Below are 19,290 nucleotides of genomic sequence, written 5' to 3'. Positions count from 1 at the left end.
AGCGCTTTATAAGAGGACGCTGACAGCTTTTATTTTGATAGCGCCTTTCGCAGCGCGACAGGGGCTACTTTAACGTGTCGCCGTGTCTGCTGTTGCAACCACGGATGCCATGGGTGGATCCATGCTGCTTTGCAGCAGTGTTGCAATCGCCGTGTGGTCGGTCTTGCCGCTGGCAGTTTGCGGCCATGGCGCAGCGGGTGCGACCGCGAACCAGCCCAGCCAGCGGCGCGGGCATTTGTAGGCTTCGAGCCGGCTGCGGCACCAGGCGGAGAGTTCTGCGGCCAGTGCGGCGTCGAGCGTATCCAGCGCCGGCTGTACCTGCCGTGGCGCGCCGCTCGCAGATGGCGCGGGCGCTGCATCCTTGAGTTGCAACGCCACCCATACCTGTTTGCCACGCAGTGCGTCGTCAACGCCGTGCACCGATGCGGCGGCGATGCGCGGGTGCTCGCACAGCAGGTTTTCCACTTCCTCGGGGAACAGGTTCTTGCCCTGGGTGACGATCATGCGCTTTTCGCGGCCTACCAGGGTGAGCTGGCCACTCGCGTCCAGGCTGCCCATGTCGCGCACGCTCAACCATTCGCCATCCTGCAGCGCGGCGGTGGCATCATGGCTGTCGCCCACGTAATCCATGAAGAGCATCGGGCTCTTGATCCAGATCTGGCCGGTCTGGCCTCCGGCCAAGGCGGCGCCTGTCTCGCTGCGAATCTGCAGTTGCACATTGCTGAAGGCCCGGCCCACCACCTGCGGTGGGGCTGCGACATCGGCATCCATCCAGGCGATGAAGCTGGCTTCGGATGCTCCGTAGAACTCCACAATCCGCGCATTGGGAAACAGCGTCTGCAGCGCAGGGGTGTGCTGGCGCATCCAGCGTGCGCCGCTGATCAGGACGAGTTGCAGCGACGCGATGGGCGCCAGCGCGCGGCGCTCGGCCAGTTGCAGCATCACCAGCAACTGGCTGGGCACGGCTACCAAGCAGGGCGTGGCATTGCACTGCAGGTTGCGCAGGCACTGGCTGGCCGAGAAGCGCGGCTGCAATTGAACGCCGCCGCCCGTCCACAGCCCCAGAAGAGCGCCAAACAGAAAGAGCGAATGCGACAGGTTGCCCGGCGCCATTACGGGGCCTTGCGCTGCCGTGCCGAATGTATCCACGCAGACGCGAAAGCTCTCGGCCCATGACTGGTGGTGCCGCCGGAACCCCTTGGGCTTTCCGGTGCTGCCCGACGTGAAGCCAATATAAAAAGGATAGCGGTCTGCGCTTTCTGTGTCTGCGCAGACCGGCGTCTGGCTTGCCAGGTCGCCAATCCATTGCGCTGCAGTGGCGCGCTGGGCAGCAGGCCAGGCGGCATCGCCCAGTGCAGCGCAGCGGCCGCTGGCATTGGTGGCCAGAAAATCGGTGATGAGAGCGATGGGGGACTGCGCGGCATCCAGCAGCCGTGTGCTGGGTGCGGCGCTGGCGTTCAACTGATCGGCACCCGCCTGCACTGCGGCATGCAATTGGGCAAAGCGGATGCGCTGTGTGCCGTCGTCAATGGCCACGGCGTTGGGCTGCACCTGCGCCCAGTGCGCCAGCGGGCCGTGGACGAGGCGCTGCCAATTCTGCAGGGGGAGCACCGGCTGGCTCACAGCGCCCGGCCGCCAAAGCGCCAGTCGGGCAGGCCACGGGCTACGGTGTGCACGATGACGGCCACCAGCACGCACTTGATGAGATCGCCCGGCACGAACACCAGGGTGCCGATGACCGCCTGCAATAGGCTCAGCTTGGCCAGCAGCATCAGGCCCACCACGCCAAACACGTGGACCACCAGCACACCGCCCACCACCGAGGCTGCAAATGCGGCCAGTGTGAGGCGCTTGGGCGAAGCAGGGCCAGTGCCTGCGGGCCGCGACAGCGCACGCATGACCAGACCCGTCACGATGGCAGCAAACGGCCACGACACCAGATAACCGGCAGAGGGCAGAAAGAACACACCCATGCCGCCGCGTCCGCCCGACAGTAGCGGTAAGCCCAGCGCTACGGCCAGCAGGAACAGCGCCATCGCCTGAAAGCCCATGCTGGCGCCCAGCATGCAGCCGGCCAGCATCACGCCCATGGTCTGTGCGGTGATCGGCACGCCCAAAGGCAGATCGATCTTGGGAATCATGCCGAATGCGGCCATCAGCGCGGCAAACAATGCCACCAGGGCAATGCGCTGGGCGCGGGATTCGCGGTGGGAGGTGGAGGTCATGGTCATGAACAGGCTTTCATCAATCAAATCGGGGATCGGCGTCACAGCTTGAGCCGTATCGCCAGCGCATCGGCCACCTTGCGGGCGGTGACCAGCATGTGGATGGCCAGCGGCGCGAACAGGCGCAGGCCTCCGGCGCGGCCGGTGCGCACGCGGTAGGCATCTGCCAGGCGCTGCCACTGCACAAAAAACTGCTCGGCAAACCGCATCATCAGGCCCAACTGCAACGCCAGCCGCTCCACGGGCACACCAAAGCGGGCCAGAGGGGCCAGCAGCCATTCGGCCACATCCAGCAGATCGCCAAAGCGCGTGGTCGCCGTCAGCATGGCACCCAGCATGGTGGCACTCATCAAGCGCAGGCCGCTGGCCAAGCCTACCAGCGGTTGACCAGTGGCGGCATGCAGCGCGCCTACCAGTACCGAGGCAACCAGCGCGGCCACGACCAGGCGCCGCGTGGGGCGCGAGGCGGCTCCCAGGCTCGCGTACAGCACCAGCACCACGGCAAAGGCAGCGGCCTGGCCGCGTATATCGACGACAAACAGCAGGCCCAGGCCACACAGGGCCAGTGCCAGCAGTTTGGCACCGGCTGGCACACGGTGCAGCCAGCTGGGAATGTCACTGTAGAGCGTACCCATGCCGGTCAGCCTTGTACCGCAACAGCGGCTTTGCTACTGTTTTCGAAGCTGTCTGCGCTCTCTGTCTGAGCGTTAGAGCGTGTTTTCACATCCAGTTCGTAGGCTGCGCACACGGCCTCGCCCGGGCCATCGCCGCGCACCAGGCCGCCAGCGAGCCACACCACACGCTCGAAGTGGCGCACATGGCTGAGCACATGGGTCGACACCACGATCTGTGCGGTTGTGCGGTCCAGATCGGCCGCCAGGCGCGCCTGGCCGGGCAGATCAAGGCTGGCAAAGGGCTCGTCAAGCAGCATTACCCGAGGCGCAGCCATCAGCATGGCCAGAAAACAGACCTGCTGGCGCTGGCCCTGGCTCAGGCTGCTGACGGCGCGTGGCGCCCATTCGGCCAGGCCCCGCTCGGCCAGAAATTGCCGGGCCCGCACCATGGCTGCCTTGCGCGCAATGCCCTGGTACTGCAGGCTCAGGCCCAGCTCTTCTTCCACCGTGGGGAAGATGATCTGGTCATCCGGGTTCTGAAACATCATGCCCACCAAGCCGGGCAGTTGTTCGCGGTGCTTTTGCACATCATGGCCTGCGATGTGTACCTGTCCCTGGCTTGCAATTTCAAGCCCGCACAGCAGGCGGAAGAGACTGGTCTTGCCTGCGCCGTTGTCACCGATCAGGCCAACGCGCCGCTCGGTGAGCGACAGGCTGAGTCCGGCAAACACGGGCCGGGCGCCGCGCGTCAGGTGCACGTCTTGCAGGTGGATGCCCGTATCTGGCGGGGTGGGCGGAATGGCAGTCATGGCAAGGTGAAAAAAGCTGAAAGCAATAGCCTGGTTTGGCAGTTTTGGAACCCTTTGGAGCCTTGGCGTGTGCGGGTCGAATGCACTGCAGAAAGCGCTTTGCTTCACGGCAGGTGTGCGACAGCGCCAAGCTTGTGGGGTTGCCGAGTATTGTCGCACCTGCGCCATCTTGCAAGCTGGCGGGTGCGTCCATCGACAATGAAATGCATGCCTGAAGATGGCTGCCAGATGCCAGTGAAATGCCAGAAGTTAGATGGATTTGCAAGGAAGCGGTGCGCATCCGGCGGGAAATTGCAGCCATCTTTCATGGCCAGCGTACTACCGAAGCTGCCCTGAGACGGAACGATTGCTTCAAAATTAATAGCTTGACGCGCTTGTTTTGTAAGGCGTTGCGTGGTTTTTTATCTCAATATGAGAAAAAACTCCCAAAAACTGCCAAATTGGCTATGGGGGCTTTGTCGATTTCGGCTGACACCACAAGGCGGGTTGCTGGGTTCCAATGATGGATAACACGCAACCTGTACGAAAGGAGGCCTCCATGTTGGAACATCCGCATTACCACTGGCAAGATTTCGCCACTTTCGTTGGATTGATCGTTGCAGTGGCCCTGGCTTTTTCGGTATTGGTCTGGCCCCACACCACGGCGCAGGCTGCCGACTCGTTCGCTCACATGCTCAAAGGCTTGCAGCTGGTGCTGCGGGGGAGGTAGATGCCGCTTGGGTACATCCAAGCCGCGTTTTGGCAATTTTTGGCCGCCTTCGGGCGGCCTTCTTTTTTGCGCGGACGGAATGCCGCATGCAGCGTGTGCGCAACGCATCGCAAAAAATTGATGGGTAAAAAGATTCGCTTTTGCCTCGTCGATTCATAATTTCTATGGTTTGCCGTTGTGCTGCTGTGAGTGGCGGGCGGGCTTTCCTCCATATCCGGCTCGGCGAGAGCCAATTACTTGAGGTCTCTATGAAACGACTGAATCCACTGGGCGCTACCAGCGCGCTGTTGGCGGCGCTGCTGTTGGCAGGCTGCGCATCCGGCCCATCCAAAGAAGAACAGGCTGCAGCTGCCAAGGCTGAGGAGGCCAAGGCGGAAGATGCCAAGGCTGCAGAAGCGGCCAAGCCCGCGCCGGCGCCTGCAGTGCCTCAGGCTACGGCCCAGTTCGCCGATGCCAAGGCCAACAAGTTCGTGCAGCAGAGCTACGCCACTGCCAACGGCGAAGGCAACAGCAACTTCAGCGTGCAATTCCTCAAGGGTAATCGTGTGGTCTACAAGGCCAAGGCCGATGACGGCAAGCAGGTGCTCTACCGTGGTACCTGGAAGCGCACCGGCAACCAGATCGATGTGACCGCCAAGGACCCCAAGTCCGACGGCGCGGTGAACCTGAGCTACGAAGTGCGTCCCGAACTGACCAGCCCTGCCGAACAGTACAAGGAATGCAAGAAGTTTGCGCCTGGTCTCTACCCGCTGAACGTGAACGGCAGCACCGACGAAGACCTGAGCTACAGCCTGTGGCCTGAGCACATGGTCAAAACCAATGCTGCCCCCTGCGAGCCGGAGCGCAAGCAAGGCGGCAAGAAGCGCAAGCACAAATAAGCAAAACGATAGCCCTGTATAGGGCCGGTACGGGAGCCAGCGCATGCGCTGGCTTTTTTTGTGGAAAAGCGAAGGCGGCGATTCTTGATGAGCCAGCTTCGGGGGGCGTCAAAACCTTCATGCCTTGGCGGTATAAGAATGGGAGAAATTATTCGTTGGGATTGTGAAGAGCTGCGCAGATACTGTGCCCATTCCCAACCCATGACAAGGTGCGCAGCACCAGGAGCATAGTAGACATGACGACCTTTTTCTCCACCCGCCGCTCGTTGATCGCCGCCGCTGTGCTGGCAGCGGCATCTGTGGGTCTGGCAGGCCCTGCGCTCGCGCAGGATGCCTCCAAGAAGCAGCTGGTGATCGGTGGCACGGCGGGCTCGAACATCGACCAGCTGCAGGCCGGCATCGTGCCGCTGCTGCAGAAAAAGGGCTACAAGGTCAAGCTGGTGGAGTTCAATGACTATGTGCAGCCCAATCTGGCGCTGGCCGATGGCTCGCTGGACGCCAATTTCTTCCAGCACGAGGTGTATTTCAACCAGTTCAAGGGCGACCGCAAGCTCGATCTGACGGCGCTGGTGCAGGGCCCGATCGCGCCGATGGGGGTGTACAGCAAGCAGCGCAAGTCGCTGGCCGATCTGAAAGAGGGCGACAAGGTATCGCTGCCCAATGACCCGAGCAACCTCGCGCGCGGCCTGTTGCTGCTGCAGCAGGCGGGTCTGGTCAAGCTCAAGCCTGGCGTGAATCCGCTGCGCGTGTCGGAGCTCGATCTGGCCGAGAACCCCAAGAAGATCAAGCTGCTGCCGCTGGATGCGGCGCACCTGCCGCGCTCGCTTGATGACGCGCAGTTCGCCATCATCAATGGCAACTTTGCCATCTCCTCGGGCCTCAAGCTGCAGGATGCTGTGCTGCTGGAGAAGACACCGGAGCATTATCTGAACATCGCCGCAGTCAAGACCAAGGACAAGGATGCACAGTGGGCCAAGGACCTGGCCGAGGCCTTCCGCTCCAACGAGTTCAAGACGGTGGTCGATACCAAGTTTGCCGGTTACGCCAAGCCTGCATTCCTGCAGTAAGCAGTAGCGCCCATGCGTGGCGCGAGACCCAGGGCCGCATTTGCGGCCCTTTTCTTTTGGGTGCGCATCTACCGAACCTTCGGTGCCACAAAACTGACTGCGAGCGGTCATCACGCGGTCATGTGATTTGCCAAGAATCGCCCCGATCTCACCCGGGGAGGGTGGGGCGTTCTTCGAGCAGATCACACACCCATGGCACTCCAACCAAATACACCATCTTCCTCACGCCTGCGTCTTCCATTTCCGTTGAATGCCTTGTGCAGCGGCCTGGTGCTCAGCCTGGTTTCCGCCAGCGCATGGGCGGCGCCGGTATCGTTTGGCGGCAGCTACGCGCAGGATTTCAATACGCTCGCCAATACCGGCACTACTGCGCCCTGGGTCAATGACAGCACGCTGGCAGGCTGGTCGCTGTTCAACAAGGATGGTGCGGCCATCTCGCAGATTGCCGTGGGCAGCGGCGGCGGCACCGGTGGCAGTTTCTACAGCTTTGGGGCCGATGCGTCAGACCGTGCACTGGGCGTGCTGGCCTCCAGCGGTACCTATTTCGGATCTCCGGGATCCGGCGCCATTGCGGGCTGGATTGCGCTGGCGCTGGTCAACAGCACCGGCGCGGCCATCGATGCAGTGAACCTGCGCTTCAACGGTGAGCAATGGCGCAATGGCGGCAGCACGGCGGGACAGGGCATGACCCTGGAGTGGGGCTTGGGCGACAGCTTTGGCTCTGTACAGACCTGGAACCCTGCAGGTGATCTGTTTGGCTGGTTAGCGCCGGTGACCGGCGGCACCGCTGGCGCCGTGGCGGGCAATACGCAGGGCGGTGGCGGAGGCCTGGTGCCCCTGGTGGGCGGCGATCTGCATGGCCTGGGCTGGGGCGCGGGCCAGACGCTGAGGCTGCGCTGGGTGCAGAAGCGCACGGCCAGCGGGTCAAGCAATGGGTTGGCCATTGATGACGTGGTGATCAAGACGGCCGGGCCGGACACTGCAGCGCCCACCCTGCAGTCCAGCGTGCCTGCCAGCAATGCCACCGGCGTCGCAACCACGACGAGCAGCTTCTCGTTGACCTTCTCCGAAGCAGTGCAGGCGGGTGATGGGCGCTTTGAACTGCTGCAGGGCGCCACCGTGCTCGCCACGATGTCTGTACAGGACGCAGCCAAGGTGGTGTTCGGCGGCCGGACCGTCACGCTCAACCCAGGCGTGGCGCTGGCGCCGGATACTGCCTACCGCATTGTCGCCGTGGGTGCGCCGGTGCAGGATGCATCGGGCAATGCCTGGGTTACGGGCGATCTGGGCTTCACGACCGGAGCCGCGCCCACGGTCACCCGCATCCACGCCATCCAGGGCATTGGCGAGGTATCACCGCTGCTGGGCAAGCCCGTCACCATCAATGGGGTGGTGACCGGCATTGCACCAGGGCTGAGCGGTTTCTATGTGCAGGAAGAAGAGGCCAATTACGACAGCGATGCCGGCACATCGGAAGGCATCTTTGTCTACTATGGCGGCCAGAACCCCGGTGTGGACGACAGCACGGTGGGCAAGCGTGTGCAGCTGAGTGGCACGGTGGACGAATACAACAAGCAGACGCAGCTCAAGAACCTGACATCCTTCCAGGTGCAGGGCGCAGGCGTGCTGCCGACGCCGATCTCCATCACGCTGCCGATTGCCGACATGGCAAGCTGGGAGCGTTACGAAGGCATGCTGGTGAAGGTGGCATCGGCCACCGCAGGCGGCAAGCTCGTGGTGTCGGACAACTACACGCTCGGCCGCTTTGGCGATGTGACCTTGTCGGCCGACAAGATCCTGCCGCAGTTCACTGACGAAAACGCTCCCAGCGTGAGCGGCTATGCGCAGTATGCCAACACCATGCAGCGCAGCCAGATCATTCTGGATGACCTGAGCAGCAAGCAGAATCCGGTGGTGGTGCGGGGCCGTGGCGGCAACGATCTGTCTGCATCGAACACGTTGCGCGCGGGCGACGGGGTGGATGCCGTCGTGGGCGTGCTCGACCAGTTCTACCAGGCATCGTCTCCGCCGGAAATCTACCAGACCAGCTACCGCGTGCAGCCGACGCAGAAGCTGAGCTTCACGGGCGCCGCACGCCCCACCGTGGCCGACCTGCAGGCGGCAGTGGGTGCGGCTGGGGTCAAGGTGGCATCGGCCAATGTACTCAATTTCTTCAGCAAGGTGGGCGATACCAGCACCAATACCAAGGATGTGTTCACCACGCCGCTGGGCAACAGCATCGGTATTCGCGGCGCCAACAATACGGCAGAGCTGGAGAGGCAGAAGGCCAAGATCGTTGCCAATCTGATTGGCTTGCAGGCCGATGTGTATGGCCTGATGGAGGTGCAGAACAACGGCTTTGGCAGCGACAGCGCGCTGGCACTGCTGGTGGACGCCATGAATGCGAACGCTGACAAGCCCGCTGGCGCCACTTACGATTATGTGAAGGCTCCTTTCAACCAAGGAGGCAGCGCGACGATTGCCGGAGCGGGCACGGATGCGATCACGGTGGCCATTGTCTACCGCAGCGACCGTGTTACGCCTGTGGGGGCGGCGGCGGTTCCCAACGTTGGTACCTACGACGCCTTCACGCCGGGCGTGGGCGGTGCGCGTGTGCCGATTGCGCAGACCTTCTCGGTACCTACCGCGTCAGGTTCCGAGCAGCTTACTTTTGTGGTGAACCACTTCAAGTCGAAGGGTTCGCTGCTGGCTACGGGCGGTAACGAAGACAAGCTGGATGGCCAGGGCAACAACAACCCGGCGCGGGTCAAGACAGCCATGCAGCTCAAGGATTGGCTGGCGACGCAGCCCACCGGCTCGGACACCGACAAGGTGATTCTGGTGGGAGATTTCAACGCCTATGCCAAGGAAGACCCGGTCACCTATCTGGAGTCGAACGGCTTCACCAAGGTGACGCACGGCTATTCGTACTCCTTTGACGGGCTGTGGGGCTCGCTGGACCATATCTTCGTGAGCCCGACCCTGGTCTCCAAGGTGGGCAAGGCGGTGAAGTGGGCCATCAACGCCGAAGAACCGACGGTACTCGACTACAACACCGAGTATGGCAAGCCCGAGTCCTTCTACGCCGCAACGGCCTACCGCTCCAGCGACCACAACCCGATCGTGCTGGGCCTGAACCTGGATGCACTGCCAGTTAACCAGCCGCCGGTGATCAAGGGCGTTCCTGGCAGCGCGGTACTGATATCGGTGGGGCAGAGCGCACCGCTTGCTGCACTGAGCGTGGAAGACGCAGACAGCGAGCAGCTCACACTCACGCTGACCGCTACCAACGGAAGCGTGCAGGGCGTTGCTGATGCAGATGCGCAGCAGGCGGGAACCCAGCTCAAGGGCACTGCAGCGCAGATCAATGGTGAGCTGGCCAAGGCGCGCTTTGTGGCACAGGCACCGGGAGATGCCGGTGTGGGCCTGAGCCTGAGCGACGGCGTGAACACGGCAGTTACCGCACGCTATGCGTTCACGGCATCGGCCACCGGCAATCCTGATACCAGCTTTGCGCTCACACCGGGTGCAGGCGGCAGCGTGACGGGGGTATTGCAGGGAGCCGGATGCAAGCTGGCGGCGCCTCCGCAGTATGTCAGCGCCCAAAGCCTGGGCATTACCCAACTGCCGAGCCCCGGTGCCACCTTGCCCGATGGCCTGATGGTGCTGAATGCCACCGGTTGCGAGCAGGGCGGCAAGCTCTCCGTCACCATGAACTACGCGCAGCCGCTGCCGCAGGGCGCGCAGCTGTGGAAATGGGGCCGTACATCCGACAGGCAGGAAAAGCACTGGTACCGTGTACCGTCGGAAGTGAACGGGCAGGTGGTGCGCTTTGAGCTGCAGGACGGCGGGCTGGGGGATGATGACCTGGTAGCCGATGGCAACATTGCAGACCCGACGGCGCTAGTGGTGCCACAGGCGGCCATGGCAACGCCAGTGCCAACCCTCAGCGCATGGGGCTTGCTGGCGCTGGCACTCTCCTTCCTGCCATTCCTGCGCCACACGTCCATCGCGCGTCGCGGAAAGACGCAGCGCTGAAGCAGCCAGAGGGCGGCGCGTACCACGGCGCGCAGTGGTGCGCGCCTGTGGCGTCAGGCGGTACGGGCCTGGACTTCGCTTTGGAGGATGTTCATGGCGCGCTGCTCCATGTGCAGCAACTGCTGCACCTGCGCTTGCGGCAAGCCATGCAGCAGCGCGGCAGCGCCCAGGTCACTCAGCACCGCATCGCCGGTTGCCGGATTCCACAACACATTGTGTGCGTACAGATCGCCATGCAGAATGCCGCGCGCATGCAGGTGGCCGACAGCGCCCTCGATGCTCTGCAGCAGGCGCTGCGCGATGGCTGGCGAAAAACGGGAGGCAGGGGCATACACGTCGCGCGTGCAACTGTCCATGCTGGGCGGGCCGGCCAGAGCCTGCAGACCTGGTGGCAGCAGTGGCAAGGCCATGGCCAGCTTGCCTTGCGGGTGGCCCGAAACCGGGGCGAGCGGCGTCAACAGGTGGGGGTGCAGGCCTGCGGACAGGCCGGCGGCCAGTTCGGACGCGGGTGTGCCATCGCTGGTCTGGCCTGCCTTGAAGACCTTGAGCGCCACATCCCCACCACCGATGCGAGAAGCACGGTAGATGTGCCCGCTGGCGCCTTCGCCCAGCAGCTCATGCGGCTCCAGGCTTTGGTAGGGAATGGCCGGTTGCATGGATTGCGCTGACCTGGAAAGCGCAAGCTGCTCATTTTTTTGAGTCAATGGGTTGCCTGCAATGGCCAGCCACGCCAGCGCCGGCAGTGCAAACACCACCTCCGGAATCTGTGCAAACGCATTGCCCGAGATGCGCAGCAGTTCCAGCTTGGTGCACTGCGCAAGGTTTGCGGGCAGGCTCTGCAATTGGTTGCAGGCCAGCATGAGCTTTTGCAGGCGCGGGCGCTCGCCAAGCATGCCCGGGAGGTGGCGAATCTGGTTGTCCGTGAGGATGAGCCAGCGCAAGGCTGGCGGCAGGCTTTCCGCTGGCACTTCGCGGATGCGGCAGGCCTTGAAGCCGATCATCTCCAGCTGCGGCATGCGGCCGAGCACAGGCGGTAGTTCGGTAAACGGGTTGTTGGACGCAAACAGGATGCGCAGGCGGGTAAAGCGCGTCAGATCGCCTGGCAGCGTGCTGAGTTGGTTGCCCGAGAGATCGAGCACCTCGAGGGTGTCTGCGAGCGCAAAAAGTTCGCGCGGAAACTCCCGCAGACCCGCAGACAGCTTGATCTGGCGCGTGCCGAGCAGGGCGCCGCTGTGCAGTTGCTCGTGAAATGCTTGAAGGCTTTGCATGGCTGCACAGTGTAGGCGCTGGCAGCGCATGCGTTTGCAAAATTACGCAGACCTACTTGGCACGCTCGATACGGGTGATGGTCAGGGTACCGCCGTCATCCTGCACATGAAAGCGCACCTTGTCGCCCGCATTGAACTGCGCGGCCTGCGCCGCGTCTTTCAGGGCGAAAACCATGGTCATGGCGGGCATTTCCAGGTTCTTGATGTCTTCGTGGCGAATGGTCAGCTTGCCCCCGCGTGCATCGACACGGGTGATTTCTCCAGCCGTCATTACAGCGTCGGCATTGGTGGCGGCAGTTGCAGGCGCTTTTTCGGTAGAGCCAGCAGGGCTGCCGTGGGCAGCGTGTTCCTGTGCCAGCGCGGGTGCCATAGCGCAGGCCAGTGCCAGCGCAGCGAGGGTGGTGGTGATGCTTTTCATGAAATTCTCCAGATGGGTGATAACGGGGATCAGCTGCGGTAGCTGGTAAAAACCTTGGTCGAGACATCGCTGTTCATCAGGTTCTTGGTGACTAGCAGCACATCGAACGGATCCTTGCGGCCGCCGTACTCGGGGCCGTCCATGCCAGGGCTGCCCACGGGCATGCCGGGCACCGCGATGCCCAGTGCCTTGGGCTTTTGCTGCAGCAGCTTGTGCACGTCGGCCGGCGGCACATGGCCTTCAACCACATAGCCGCCCACCAATGCGGTGTGGCAGGAGCCCAGGCGCGCTGGAAGGCCCAGCTTGGTGCGCATGGCGCTGTTGCCGGTGTCATGCACGGTGACGGCAAAGCCTGCCTTTTCCATCAGCACGATCCAGTCCTTGCAGCAGCCGCAGTTCGGGTCTTTCCAGACTTCGATGGGCGTTTGGGCGGGGCTGGCGGCAAGGGCGGGCAAGCCGGAAGACAGGCCTGCGGTAACGGCAGCGGCAGTGGCCAGCAGGTGCAATGCGCGGCGGCGGGTGGGAGTCTGTTTCATGGTAGGTCGTGGGTAGGTGTTCATCGTGTGCATGGGGTCAGTCGGTGACGGTGAAGGTGCCCGTCATGCCCGCCTGGTAGTGGCCCGCAATCAGGCAGGCAAAATCAAAGTTGCCCGTGCGGTTGAAGTTCCAGACCAGGTCTTCGCTTTTCTGGGGGGCGACATGGGCCATGTAGGGCTCGGCATGTTCCATGCCGGGGAACTTGAGCATCAGTTGCGCATGCTGGTCGAGCGAGGCCTTGGTGCCCAGCACCACCTCGTGCATCACCTGGCCACGGTTGAGCACGCGCAGACGCACGGTTTCGCCCTTTTTGACGCTGAAGTGCGAGGGGGTAAAACGCATGTCGTCCGTCATGTTCAGGGTGATGGTGCGTTTGGCGTCCTTGGCATCGCCGCCGATGCCCCATTCCTTTTGCTCTTTGGTGGCAGGGACGGAAGCATGGCTTTCATTGCCGTGTGCAAATACGGTACTGGCGCTTGAAAGAAGAGCGCAAGCAGCTATGAATTTGATAGTTTTCATGGTGTTAATCCTTTATTCAGTGGTTGGCGTGGCCTGATGCATTGGCTGGCTTGTGCACCGTGGGTGCGCCGGGAGCCGCGCCCGGCAGGGTCTGGCGTGGCGCCTTCGCGTCGAGTGGTGCACCCTGCCACTCATAGGCCGTTGTGTCTTTGGGTTGCGCATACCAGCCCGGATCCTTGTAGTCGCCAGCGGCGAGGTTGCTGCGCACCTTGAAGGTGGTGAACATGCCGCCCATCTCGATGTTTCCGAACGGGCCCTTGCCGGTCATCATGGGAAAGGTGTTGTCGGGCAAGGGCATCTGCATGGCACCCATGTCGCCCATGCCGCGCTCGCCCATCAGCATGTAGTCGGGCACGATCTTCTGGATCCTGCCGACGAGGCCCCGGTGGTCGACGCCGATCATGGTCGGCACCTCGTGTCCCATGGCGCCCATGGTGTGGTGGCTTTTGTGGCAGTGAAAGGCCCAGTCGCCGGGTTCGTCCGCCATCAGCTCCACCTGCCGCATCTGGCCTACTGCCACATCGGTCGTCACCTCGGGCCAGCGCGCAGACCGTGGCACGGGGCCGCCATCGGTGCCGGTCACCTCGAACTCGTGGCCATGGATGTGGATCGGGTGGTTGGTCATGGTCAGGTTGCCCACGCGGATGCGCACGCGCTCGCCTTGTCTCGCCACCAGCGGTGTGATGGCCGGAAACGCGCGGCTGTTGAAGGTCCAGATGTTGAAATCCGTCATCTCGCCCACCCGGGGCGTCATGGCACCGGGCTCGACCGCGTAGGCGCTGAGCAGGAATGCATAGTCGCGCTGCACATCGGCGATCAAAGGGTGCTTCGCCTTGGGGTGGGTGATCCACAGCCCCATCATGCCCATGGCCATCTGCACCATTTCATCGGAGTGCGGGTGGTACATGAAGGTGCCGGGACGGCGTGCCTCGAACTCATAGACAAAGGTCTTGCCGGGCGGGATGTGGGGCTGGTTGAGTCCGCCCACGCCGTCCATACCATTGGGCAGGCGCTGGCCATGCCAGTGGATGGTGGTACTCTCGGGCAGGCGGTTGGTGACGAAGATACGGACCTTGTCGCCTTCGACCACCTCGATGGTCGGCCCCGGCGACTGTCCGTTGTAGCCCCACATGTTGACGAAAAAGCCGGGTGCTACCTCGCGCACCACGGGCTCGGCCACCAGGTGGAATTCCTTGACGCCGGCGTTCATGCGCCACGGCGTGGTCCAGCCATTCAGGGTAACGACCGGGTGGTAAGGCCTACCATTGGGCGGACTCAGCGGTGCTGCGGTATCGGCGCTGGCCTGAGAGACAGGCTCGGGCAGGGCAGCCATGGCGACCCTGCTGACGGCTGCGGATGCAGTGGCGGCGGCCACTGCGGTGGCCGCGCCGGTGAAGAATTGGCGGCGTTGCATATCAGTGGCCTTGTTCAGTGCTGGCAGCGGGCGCTGCGGTGTTGATGGCGGGGGCGGTGCCGGGCGATGTGCCGGTGAGCGCCAGTTGCAGATCGGTCTCGGCCAGCCAGAAGTCGCGCTGGGCCTCCGTAGCAGTCACTACGGCCTGTGTGGTTGCACGGGCCTGGGCCAGGAGCTGCCACACGCTCACGAACATGCCGTTGTAGCGGTAGACGGTTTCTTCCTGCACCAACCGTGCAAGCGGCAGTACCTCTGCCTGCTGCTGCTGGGCCAGATCGTAGGCGGTGCGGTAGGCCAGCCACTGGCTGCGTGCCTCGCTGCGGGCCCGGATGGCGCTGTCACGCAGCACCGCCGCGCTGCGCAGCACTTCGTTCTGTGCCACGCCACGTGCGGCAAAGCCCCAGTCAAACAGCGGCAGCGGCACATCAAACTCCCAGCCCTGGGTCTTGTCGCTGTGTCCGCCGTCCCGCTCGGTGCTGGTGTTGTTGCTGTAGGTGGCGCCAATGTCGCCAAAGATAGAGCCAATCGCAGCCCAACCCTCGCGGCCTGCGCTCACATCCAGGTCGCGGCGCAGTGCGCCCAGGTCGAGCCGCTGGCGCAGCGCGGTAGCCTCGGCATCCTCGCCGCTGCGCAGGTCGCCAGCGCTTTTGGGGAGTTCAGGCAATTGCGCGGGTAGCTGGAAGGCCAGTTGCTGGCCCCACAGCCCCATGCGCCGGGCCAGTTGCTCTCGTTCGAGCTGCGCATTCAGCCGGGCACGGGCCAACTGCGCGGCAGCCTGCTGCTGCAGGGCCAATTCGCGCGCCTGGTCCACCTTGCTGAAGTTGCCTACCTGCGCCATGCGTGCAGCGAGCTCGCCGCCCAGCGAGGCGGCTTCATGCATGCGCTCGTTGGCGGCCAGCGCCTGTTCGGCGGCGACAGCGCGCAACCAGGTGCGGCGCGTATCGGCGGCCAGCAGCAGCACCTGCTGTGCAGCGGTCAGCGTGGCCTGCTCCATCTGCCATCCTTGCCAGCGGCTACGCCATGGCAGGGTGATCAGCTGTACCAGGCCAAAGCTGAGCTGGCGCTCGATCTCGCGCTCCTGGCTGTTGCGAAAGCGGCCGAAGGTGAAGCTGGGGTTGGGCAGCGTGAGTGCCTGCACGCGCTGCGCGTCTGCAACGCCCAGCTGAGCGAGCTGACCCTGCAAGCCGGGGTTGTTCAGCAGCGCAATGCGCACGGCGGTATCGGCGTCGACGGGTGTCTCCAGCCAACGGTTGATCTGCGTTTTGGCTTCCTGGCGGGCCTTGGCATCGATGGGCGGGAGCTGTGCCCCTGGCGGCAGGCGGCCTTCGGTGCGCTGGGCGACATCGCTGCGCAGGCCGTCGGGCGACACGCTTGCGCAGCCGGCCAGCACCAGGGCGGCGAGCAGCGGCGAGAGGCGGAGGATGGCGCGCTTCATGGCTGGCCTCCGGGGTTGTGGCGATGATGCTGCGGGTGGTGCGGGCAGACGTGCGCCTCGCCGGCTGCCCGGTCATGCATGGCAGCATGGTCCTTTTCCCAGCGGATGACATCGGCATGACCGCGTGGAAAGTCGGCTACAGCAGCGTTGGCTTCTTTCCAATCGCCCGGCTGGGCCACGATGGTGCCGCTTGCAGCCATGGGCTGGTGGCGCAGGGGTGCCGTGGGCGCTTGGGGCGAGGCGGGGTCACTCAGGGTGGGCACAGGTTCAGCCGGGTTGACGGCTGGCTGGCTGGGTTGGGCAAGGCTGTGAAAAGCCATGGCCCAGGCCGCTGCGGCAATGCCGACGGCCAGGCACTTTCGGGTGCCGAATGGGAGACGCGCGTGGCGCATGAGAAATTCCTGTCGTTGAAACCATGTTCACGACCGCAGAGTCAGAGCTTTTGCTTCTGGCGCAGACGGCAGACACAGTGGCTGCTGTCAATTGCGGACGCACCTAGGGTGTCAGACGACAGAAATGGGAGGTTTGATGATGGAGGCGGGCAAGGTGCTGGCAAAGCGCGTGGCCGCGTCTGCCAGTTGCTGAGGCGCAGAAGGCACTGAGGCCTGCACTGCCATCGCGGGAAGGCCTACCGCAGAGTGGCAGATGCCACAGGCCGAGCAGTTGGCGCCATGTGCAGCGCTGTCACTGCAGTGAGCGGGCTCGGCAGCAGTGCAGTGGGCCGCCGCTGCCTCGTGCGTTTGCTGGCCGACAAGTGCTGCATCGCCATGGTTGGCGCTGCTGCCATGGTGGCTCTCGTGCTGTTCGGCCGGGGTGATGCTGCGCGCAGCATGCGCGGCGTGTGCTCCCGTCTGGGCGACGGGCGCCACGATGCCCATGGCCATGGCGTCGCCCAGCAGGCCGCGCAGGACCATTGTGAGAACGAGCAGCAGGGACAGGCAGGAGCGCATGATGAGAGTAGAGCGGCTATTCGCAAAAAAAGTTCCGCTTCGATATGAGGCCATTGAAGCCGCGAATCAGGCCCAAGTGTACGCCATGTACCCTGGACTGGGGGATTGTGCGGCAGTCTTGGGCAGTTGCAGGGGCTGGGTTCATGCGGAGAGTTCGGGCGTATAGAACACGTAGCGCCCTCGGCCCTGTTTTTTGGCTTCGTAGAGAGCAATGTCGGCTTCGCGCAGCAGGCGGTCCGGGTCGAGCGTCTGTGTCTGGCCCAGGTGCATGGTGATGCCGACCGAGGCGCCGATGTTGACGCGCTGCCCTTCAAGAAAATAGTCTGCGCTCAGCACATCGATCACGCGCTGGGCCAGGCTGGCGGCTGCGTGCGGGGAGGATGCCTTTTGCACGATGCAGAATTCATCTCCGCCCAGGCGTACTACCAGATCGGTGTCGCGCAGCAGACCACGCAGGCGCTCGGCAACGGAGCACAGCAGTGCGTCGCCTGCCGCGTGCCCCAGGGTATCGTTGACCTGCTTGAACCGGTCCAGATCGAGATAGAGCAGGGCGCCATAGGCCCGGGCGCTGCCGACACTGTTGATATGGGTCTGCAGCAGGCTGCGGTTGGGCAGGCCGGTGAGGGGGTCGTGGTGGGCGAGGTAGGCGACGGCAGCCTGGGCGCGTTTGCGGTCGTCCACGTCTTCGAGCACGCCCAGCCATTCGTGGATGTGCCGACCCGGACCCAGGATGGCAGCGCCACGCGCGCGCATCCAGCGCCACTGGCCGTCATGGGTGCGCAGCCGGAACTCCACATCCAGCGCATGTTCGCTGTCGGCCAGAAGGTCGGCTGCCTGGCGACGAAGATCCGCTACATCCGCCGGGTGGATGCGGCGCAACCAGCCAAAGCCCAGGGCCGTATCGTCAGGCGTGCCCGCAAGCACCTCCCAGCCGACCATGGAGGTAGCGCGCCCCTGGGCATCCAGCGTCCACAGCACGGCAGCACCGGCGTGTGCCAGCGTGCGGGTGCGCTGTTCGCTGACGGACAGCGCGTGGGCGATCTGGCGCTGGTGGCCGAGCGCGGATTCAAGCTGCGCGCGCGCATTGACGAGGCTTTGGCGCAGGCTTTCATATTCCTTCACCATCAGCACCTGGCTGTCATCAGTTACAGGCGTCTCGTAGGCAGAACCTGTGCGGGATGCATCCGTCAACTGGCGGATGGGACGCAGCAACTGGCGCGATACCCAGGTGCTCAGCAGCACTGCCACCGTGAGAGCCAGGGTGCCCACCAAGGCAATATTGAACATGGGCTTCTGCCAGCGGGCATTGAAAGCGCCCAGTGACTCGCCGGCAACAATGACCCAGCCCGGTGTGCCCTTGATTTTCTGAAAGGCGAAGATGACGCTGCCCTTGTCGGCACGCTCGGCCTCAAAGGCGCCGCTGGAGGCTCCCACTTCCTTGAGTTTCTGCCAGTCCGGTACCGGGGTGCCGATATACCGTTCCGGCTGCACCGAACGGGCTAGCATGCGGCCATTGCCGTCGGTGACCGCAATCAGCGCACCTTGGTCAGACGTGTCCTGCGCTGCGCTGACCAGGCTCTGTGGCGTGGTGGTCAGTATCATCACCTTGCCCCTGTCTTGTTGCACGCGCACGGCAATGGCGATGCGTGGCTTGTTGTCATGAAAGAACAGCTGGGAAAACACAGGCGTCTTGCCTTCCAGTGCCTGTTGCACCAGGTCCGGCGGGACGTAGCCTTTGACGCTCGAATGCGCGGAGACCAGGATCGGCGAAGCATTGCTGGCCGTGGTGACGATGAGGGTGCTGTCGGAGCCCATGTCCGTCAGGGTCAGCCATCTGGACATGGCCTCTGCGTCCTCTGACTGTGCGTTGGCTGCATAGGCCTGGAGCATGGCTGCGCGGCTGGCCAGATCGCTCTCGATGATATGTCCCAGATTCTTGGTGGTGTCCAGCATGTGCCGCAGACTGTTGTCGCGGTAGGAATGGGCCACGTGCTGCACGGTGTAGATGCTGGCAATCAAGACCGGCAGCGCCGCCGCAAGCATCATCACTATCAGGTAGGTGCGCAGGCTGCGCGCACGCCATCGCGAGGCGACCGGGCCGCGTACAGCGACAGGTTCCTGCAAAGGGGTGGCGAAGGATCGAGCGACGGGGGAGGACATCCGGGCGCAGCAATATTGCGACTATGAAGAACAGTGTAGGGTGCTATGAAACGCTATTATCCAATTTGTCTCTATTTGTTTCCATTCCTGTCAGGGGTTCTTACATTTGTTGAAGAAGTTTGTGTTTATTCACTTAGAAGATGTGGCGTTGCGTGGCGATAGTGCGTGCAGATGCCTCCTGCCTGCGGGCAATGGCAATGGGCTTTCGCCGGGCAATCTGCGTCCCGCCCATGTGGGGAGGGCTCTGCA

The 19,290-nt window shown here is 63.5% G+C and carries 17 protein-coding genes; 4 read left to right on the top strand and 13 right to left on the bottom strand.

Features of this window, described 5'->3' with window-relative positions; all coding sequences use genetic code 11:
- Positions 1-69 precede the first annotated feature (69 nt).
- From LAD35_RS11780 to LAD35_RS11765, 4 genes are read right to left on the bottom strand one after another with little or no spacing between them, the layout of a single operon-like run.
- Positions 70-1,611 (bottom strand): AMP-binding protein, encoded by a 1,542-nt coding sequence (locus LAD35_RS11780; RefSeq protein WP_224149266.1) that lies wholly within the window; start codon positions 1,609-1,611, stop codon positions 70-72.
- Between the two features lie 8 nt (positions 1,612-1,619).
- Positions 1,620-2,231 carry a biotin transporter BioY gene (locus tag LAD35_RS11775; RefSeq protein WP_396022745.1) on the bottom strand — a complete coding sequence of 204 codons (612 nt, stop codon included), beginning with the start codon at positions 2,229-2,231 and terminating at the stop codon, positions 1,620-1,622.
- 35 nt (positions 2,232-2,266) lie between these two features.
- The gene (locus LAD35_RS11770) at positions 2,267-2,860 is read right to left on the bottom strand and encodes an energy-coupling factor transporter transmembrane component T (protein WP_184710039.1); all 594 of its coding nucleotides are present in this window, start codon (positions 2,858-2,860) and stop codon (positions 2,267-2,269) included.
- Between the two features lie 5 nt (positions 2,861-2,865).
- Complete coding sequence (locus LAD35_RS11765) at positions 2,866-3,648, bottom strand: energy-coupling factor ABC transporter ATP-binding protein (RefSeq protein WP_224149265.1); 783 nt, start codon at positions 3,646-3,648, stop codon at positions 2,866-2,868.
- 538 nt (positions 3,649-4,186) lie between these two features.
- On the opposite strand from LAD35_RS11765, the gene LAD35_RS11760 reads away from it, so the two are divergent.
- The 4 genes from LAD35_RS11760 to LAD35_RS11745 all read left to right on the top strand — a co-directional run bounded on the left by LAD35_RS11760 (position 4,187) and on the right by LAD35_RS11745 (position 10,340).
- Positions 4,187-4,357 carry a hypothetical protein gene (locus tag LAD35_RS11760; RefSeq protein ID WP_224149264.1) on the top strand — a complete coding sequence of 57 codons (171 nt, stop codon included), beginning with the start codon at positions 4,187-4,189 and terminating at the stop codon, positions 4,355-4,357.
- A 248-nt stretch (positions 4,358-4,605) separates the two neighbouring features.
- Complete coding sequence (locus LAD35_RS11755; protein WP_224149263.1) at positions 4,606-5,235, top strand: hypothetical protein; 630 nt, start codon at positions 4,606-4,608, stop codon at positions 5,233-5,235.
- Positions 5,236-5,471: 236 nt separating this feature from the next.
- Complete coding sequence (locus LAD35_RS11750) at positions 5,472-6,302, top strand: MetQ/NlpA family ABC transporter substrate-binding protein (RefSeq protein ID WP_224149262.1); 831 nt, start codon at positions 5,472-5,474, stop codon at positions 6,300-6,302.
- Between the two features lie 192 nt (positions 6,303-6,494).
- Positions 6,495-10,340, top strand: coding sequence for an ExeM/NucH family extracellular endonuclease (locus tag LAD35_RS11745; RefSeq protein WP_224149261.1), 3,846 nt, complete (start codon positions 6,495-6,497; stop codon positions 10,338-10,340).
- A gap of 53 nt (positions 10,341-10,393) precedes the next feature.
- On the opposite strand, the gene LAD35_RS11740 is transcribed toward LAD35_RS11745, so the two are convergent.
- From LAD35_RS11740 to LAD35_RS11700, 9 genes are all read right to left on the bottom strand, one after another.
- A complete protein-coding gene (locus tag LAD35_RS11740) occupies positions 10,394-11,608 on the bottom strand; it encodes a leucine-rich repeat-containing protein kinase family protein (protein WP_224149260.1) in 1,215 nt (404 codons plus the stop codon).
- A gap of 52 nt (positions 11,609-11,660) precedes the next feature.
- Positions 11,661-12,026, bottom strand: a complete 366-nt coding sequence (locus tag LAD35_RS11735; RefSeq protein WP_224149259.1) for a copper-binding protein — start codon at positions 12,024-12,026, stop codon at positions 11,661-11,663.
- 29 nt (positions 12,027-12,055) lie between these two features.
- On the bottom strand, positions 12,056-12,562 hold the full coding sequence (locus LAD35_RS11730) for a DUF411 domain-containing protein (RefSeq protein WP_224149258.1): 507 nt from the start codon (positions 12,560-12,562) through the stop codon (positions 12,056-12,058).
- Positions 12,563-12,599: 37 nt separating this feature from the next.
- Positions 12,600-13,082, bottom strand: a complete 483-nt coding sequence (locus LAD35_RS11725; protein WP_224149257.1) for a cupredoxin domain-containing protein — start codon at positions 13,080-13,082, stop codon at positions 12,600-12,602.
- 16 nt (positions 13,083-13,098) lie between these two features.
- A complete protein-coding gene (locus LAD35_RS11720; RefSeq protein ID WP_224149256.1) occupies positions 13,099-14,496 on the bottom strand; it encodes a multicopper oxidase family protein in 1,398 nt (465 codons plus the stop codon).
- A 1-nt stretch (position 14,497) separates the two neighbouring features.
- Positions 14,498-15,931 carry a TolC family protein gene (locus tag LAD35_RS11715; protein WP_224149255.1) on the bottom strand — a complete coding sequence of 478 codons (1,434 nt, stop codon included), beginning with the start codon at positions 15,929-15,931 and terminating at the stop codon, positions 14,498-14,500.
- Positions 15,928-16,323, bottom strand: coding sequence for a hypothetical protein (locus LAD35_RS11710; RefSeq protein WP_224149254.1), 396 nt, complete (start codon positions 16,321-16,323; stop codon positions 15,928-15,930). The genes LAD35_RS11715 and LAD35_RS11710 overlap by 4 nt, the downstream gene beginning before the upstream one ends.
- Positions 16,324-16,434: 111 nt before the next feature.
- A complete protein-coding gene (locus LAD35_RS11705; protein WP_224149253.1) occupies positions 16,435-16,881 on the bottom strand; it encodes a hypothetical protein in 447 nt (148 codons plus the stop codon).
- Between the two features lie 141 nt (positions 16,882-17,022).
- On the bottom strand, positions 17,023-19,005 hold the full coding sequence (locus LAD35_RS11700; protein ID WP_224149252.1) for a diguanylate cyclase domain-containing protein: 1,983 nt from the start codon (positions 19,003-19,005) through the stop codon (positions 17,023-17,025).
- Positions 19,006-19,290: the final 285 nt, after the last annotated feature.

The sequence above is a fragment of the Comamonas odontotermitis genome, from assembly GCF_020080045.1.
Taxonomy (GTDB): domain Bacteria; phylum Pseudomonadota; class Gammaproteobacteria; order Burkholderiales; family Burkholderiaceae_C; genus Comamonas; species Comamonas odontotermitis.
Note: the sequence above shows the minus strand (reverse complement) of the source record. Positions and strands in the feature narration are given on the sequence as shown.

What these genes read in the sequence shown, in the direction of transcription:
- LAD35_RS11755 (WP_224149263.1), top strand. Translation starts at nt 4,606, where the DNA reads ATGAAACGACTGAATCCACTGGGCGCTACCAGCGCGCTGTTGGCGGCG.
- LAD35_RS11720 (WP_224149256.1), bottom strand. Translation starts at nt 14,496, where the DNA reads ATGCAACGCCGCCAATTCTTCACCGGCGCGGCCACCGCAGTGGCCGCC.
- LAD35_RS11770 (WP_184710039.1), bottom strand. Translation starts at nt 2,860, where the DNA reads ATGGGTACGCTCTACAGTGACATTCCCAGCTGGCTGCACCGTGTGCCA.
- LAD35_RS11750 (WP_224149262.1), top strand. Translation starts at nt 5,472, where the DNA reads ATGACGACCTTTTTCTCCACCCGCCGCTCGTTGATCGCCGCCGCTGTG.
- LAD35_RS11710 (WP_224149254.1), bottom strand. Translation starts at nt 16,323, where the DNA reads ATGCGCCACGCGCGTCTCCCATTCGGCACCCGAAAGTGCCTGGCCGTC.
- LAD35_RS11705 (WP_224149253.1), bottom strand. Translation starts at nt 16,881, where the DNA reads ATGCGCTCCTGCCTGTCCCTGCTGCTCGTTCTCACAATGGTCCTGCGC.
- LAD35_RS11745 (WP_224149261.1), top strand. Translation starts at nt 6,495, where the DNA reads ATGGCACTCCAACCAAATACACCATCTTCCTCACGCCTGCGTCTTCCA.
- LAD35_RS11775 (WP_396022745.1), bottom strand. Translation starts at nt 2,231, where the DNA reads ATGACCATGACCTCCACCTCCCACCGCGAATCCCGCGCCCAGCGCATT.
- LAD35_RS11730 (WP_224149258.1), bottom strand. Translation starts at nt 12,562, where the DNA reads ATGAAACAGACTCCCACCCGCCGCCGCGCATTGCACCTGCTGGCCACT.
- LAD35_RS11765 (WP_224149265.1), bottom strand. Translation starts at nt 3,648, where the DNA reads ATGACTGCCATTCCGCCCACCCCGCCAGATACGGGCATCCACCTGCAA.
- LAD35_RS11740 (WP_224149260.1), bottom strand. Translation starts at nt 11,608, where the DNA reads ATGCAAAGCCTTCAAGCATTTCACGAGCAACTGCACAGCGGCGCCCTG.
- LAD35_RS11725 (WP_224149257.1), bottom strand. Translation starts at nt 13,082, where the DNA reads ATGAAAACTATCAAATTCATAGCTGCTTGCGCTCTTCTTTCAAGCGCC.
- LAD35_RS11760 (WP_224149264.1), top strand. Translation starts at nt 4,187, where the DNA reads ATGTTGGAACATCCGCATTACCACTGGCAAGATTTCGCCACTTTCGTT.
- LAD35_RS11735 (WP_224149259.1), bottom strand. Translation starts at nt 12,026, where the DNA reads ATGAAAAGCATCACCACCACCCTCGCTGCGCTGGCACTGGCCTGCGCT.
- LAD35_RS11715 (WP_224149255.1), bottom strand. Translation starts at nt 15,931, where the DNA reads ATGAAGCGCGCCATCCTCCGCCTCTCGCCGCTGCTCGCCGCCCTGGTG.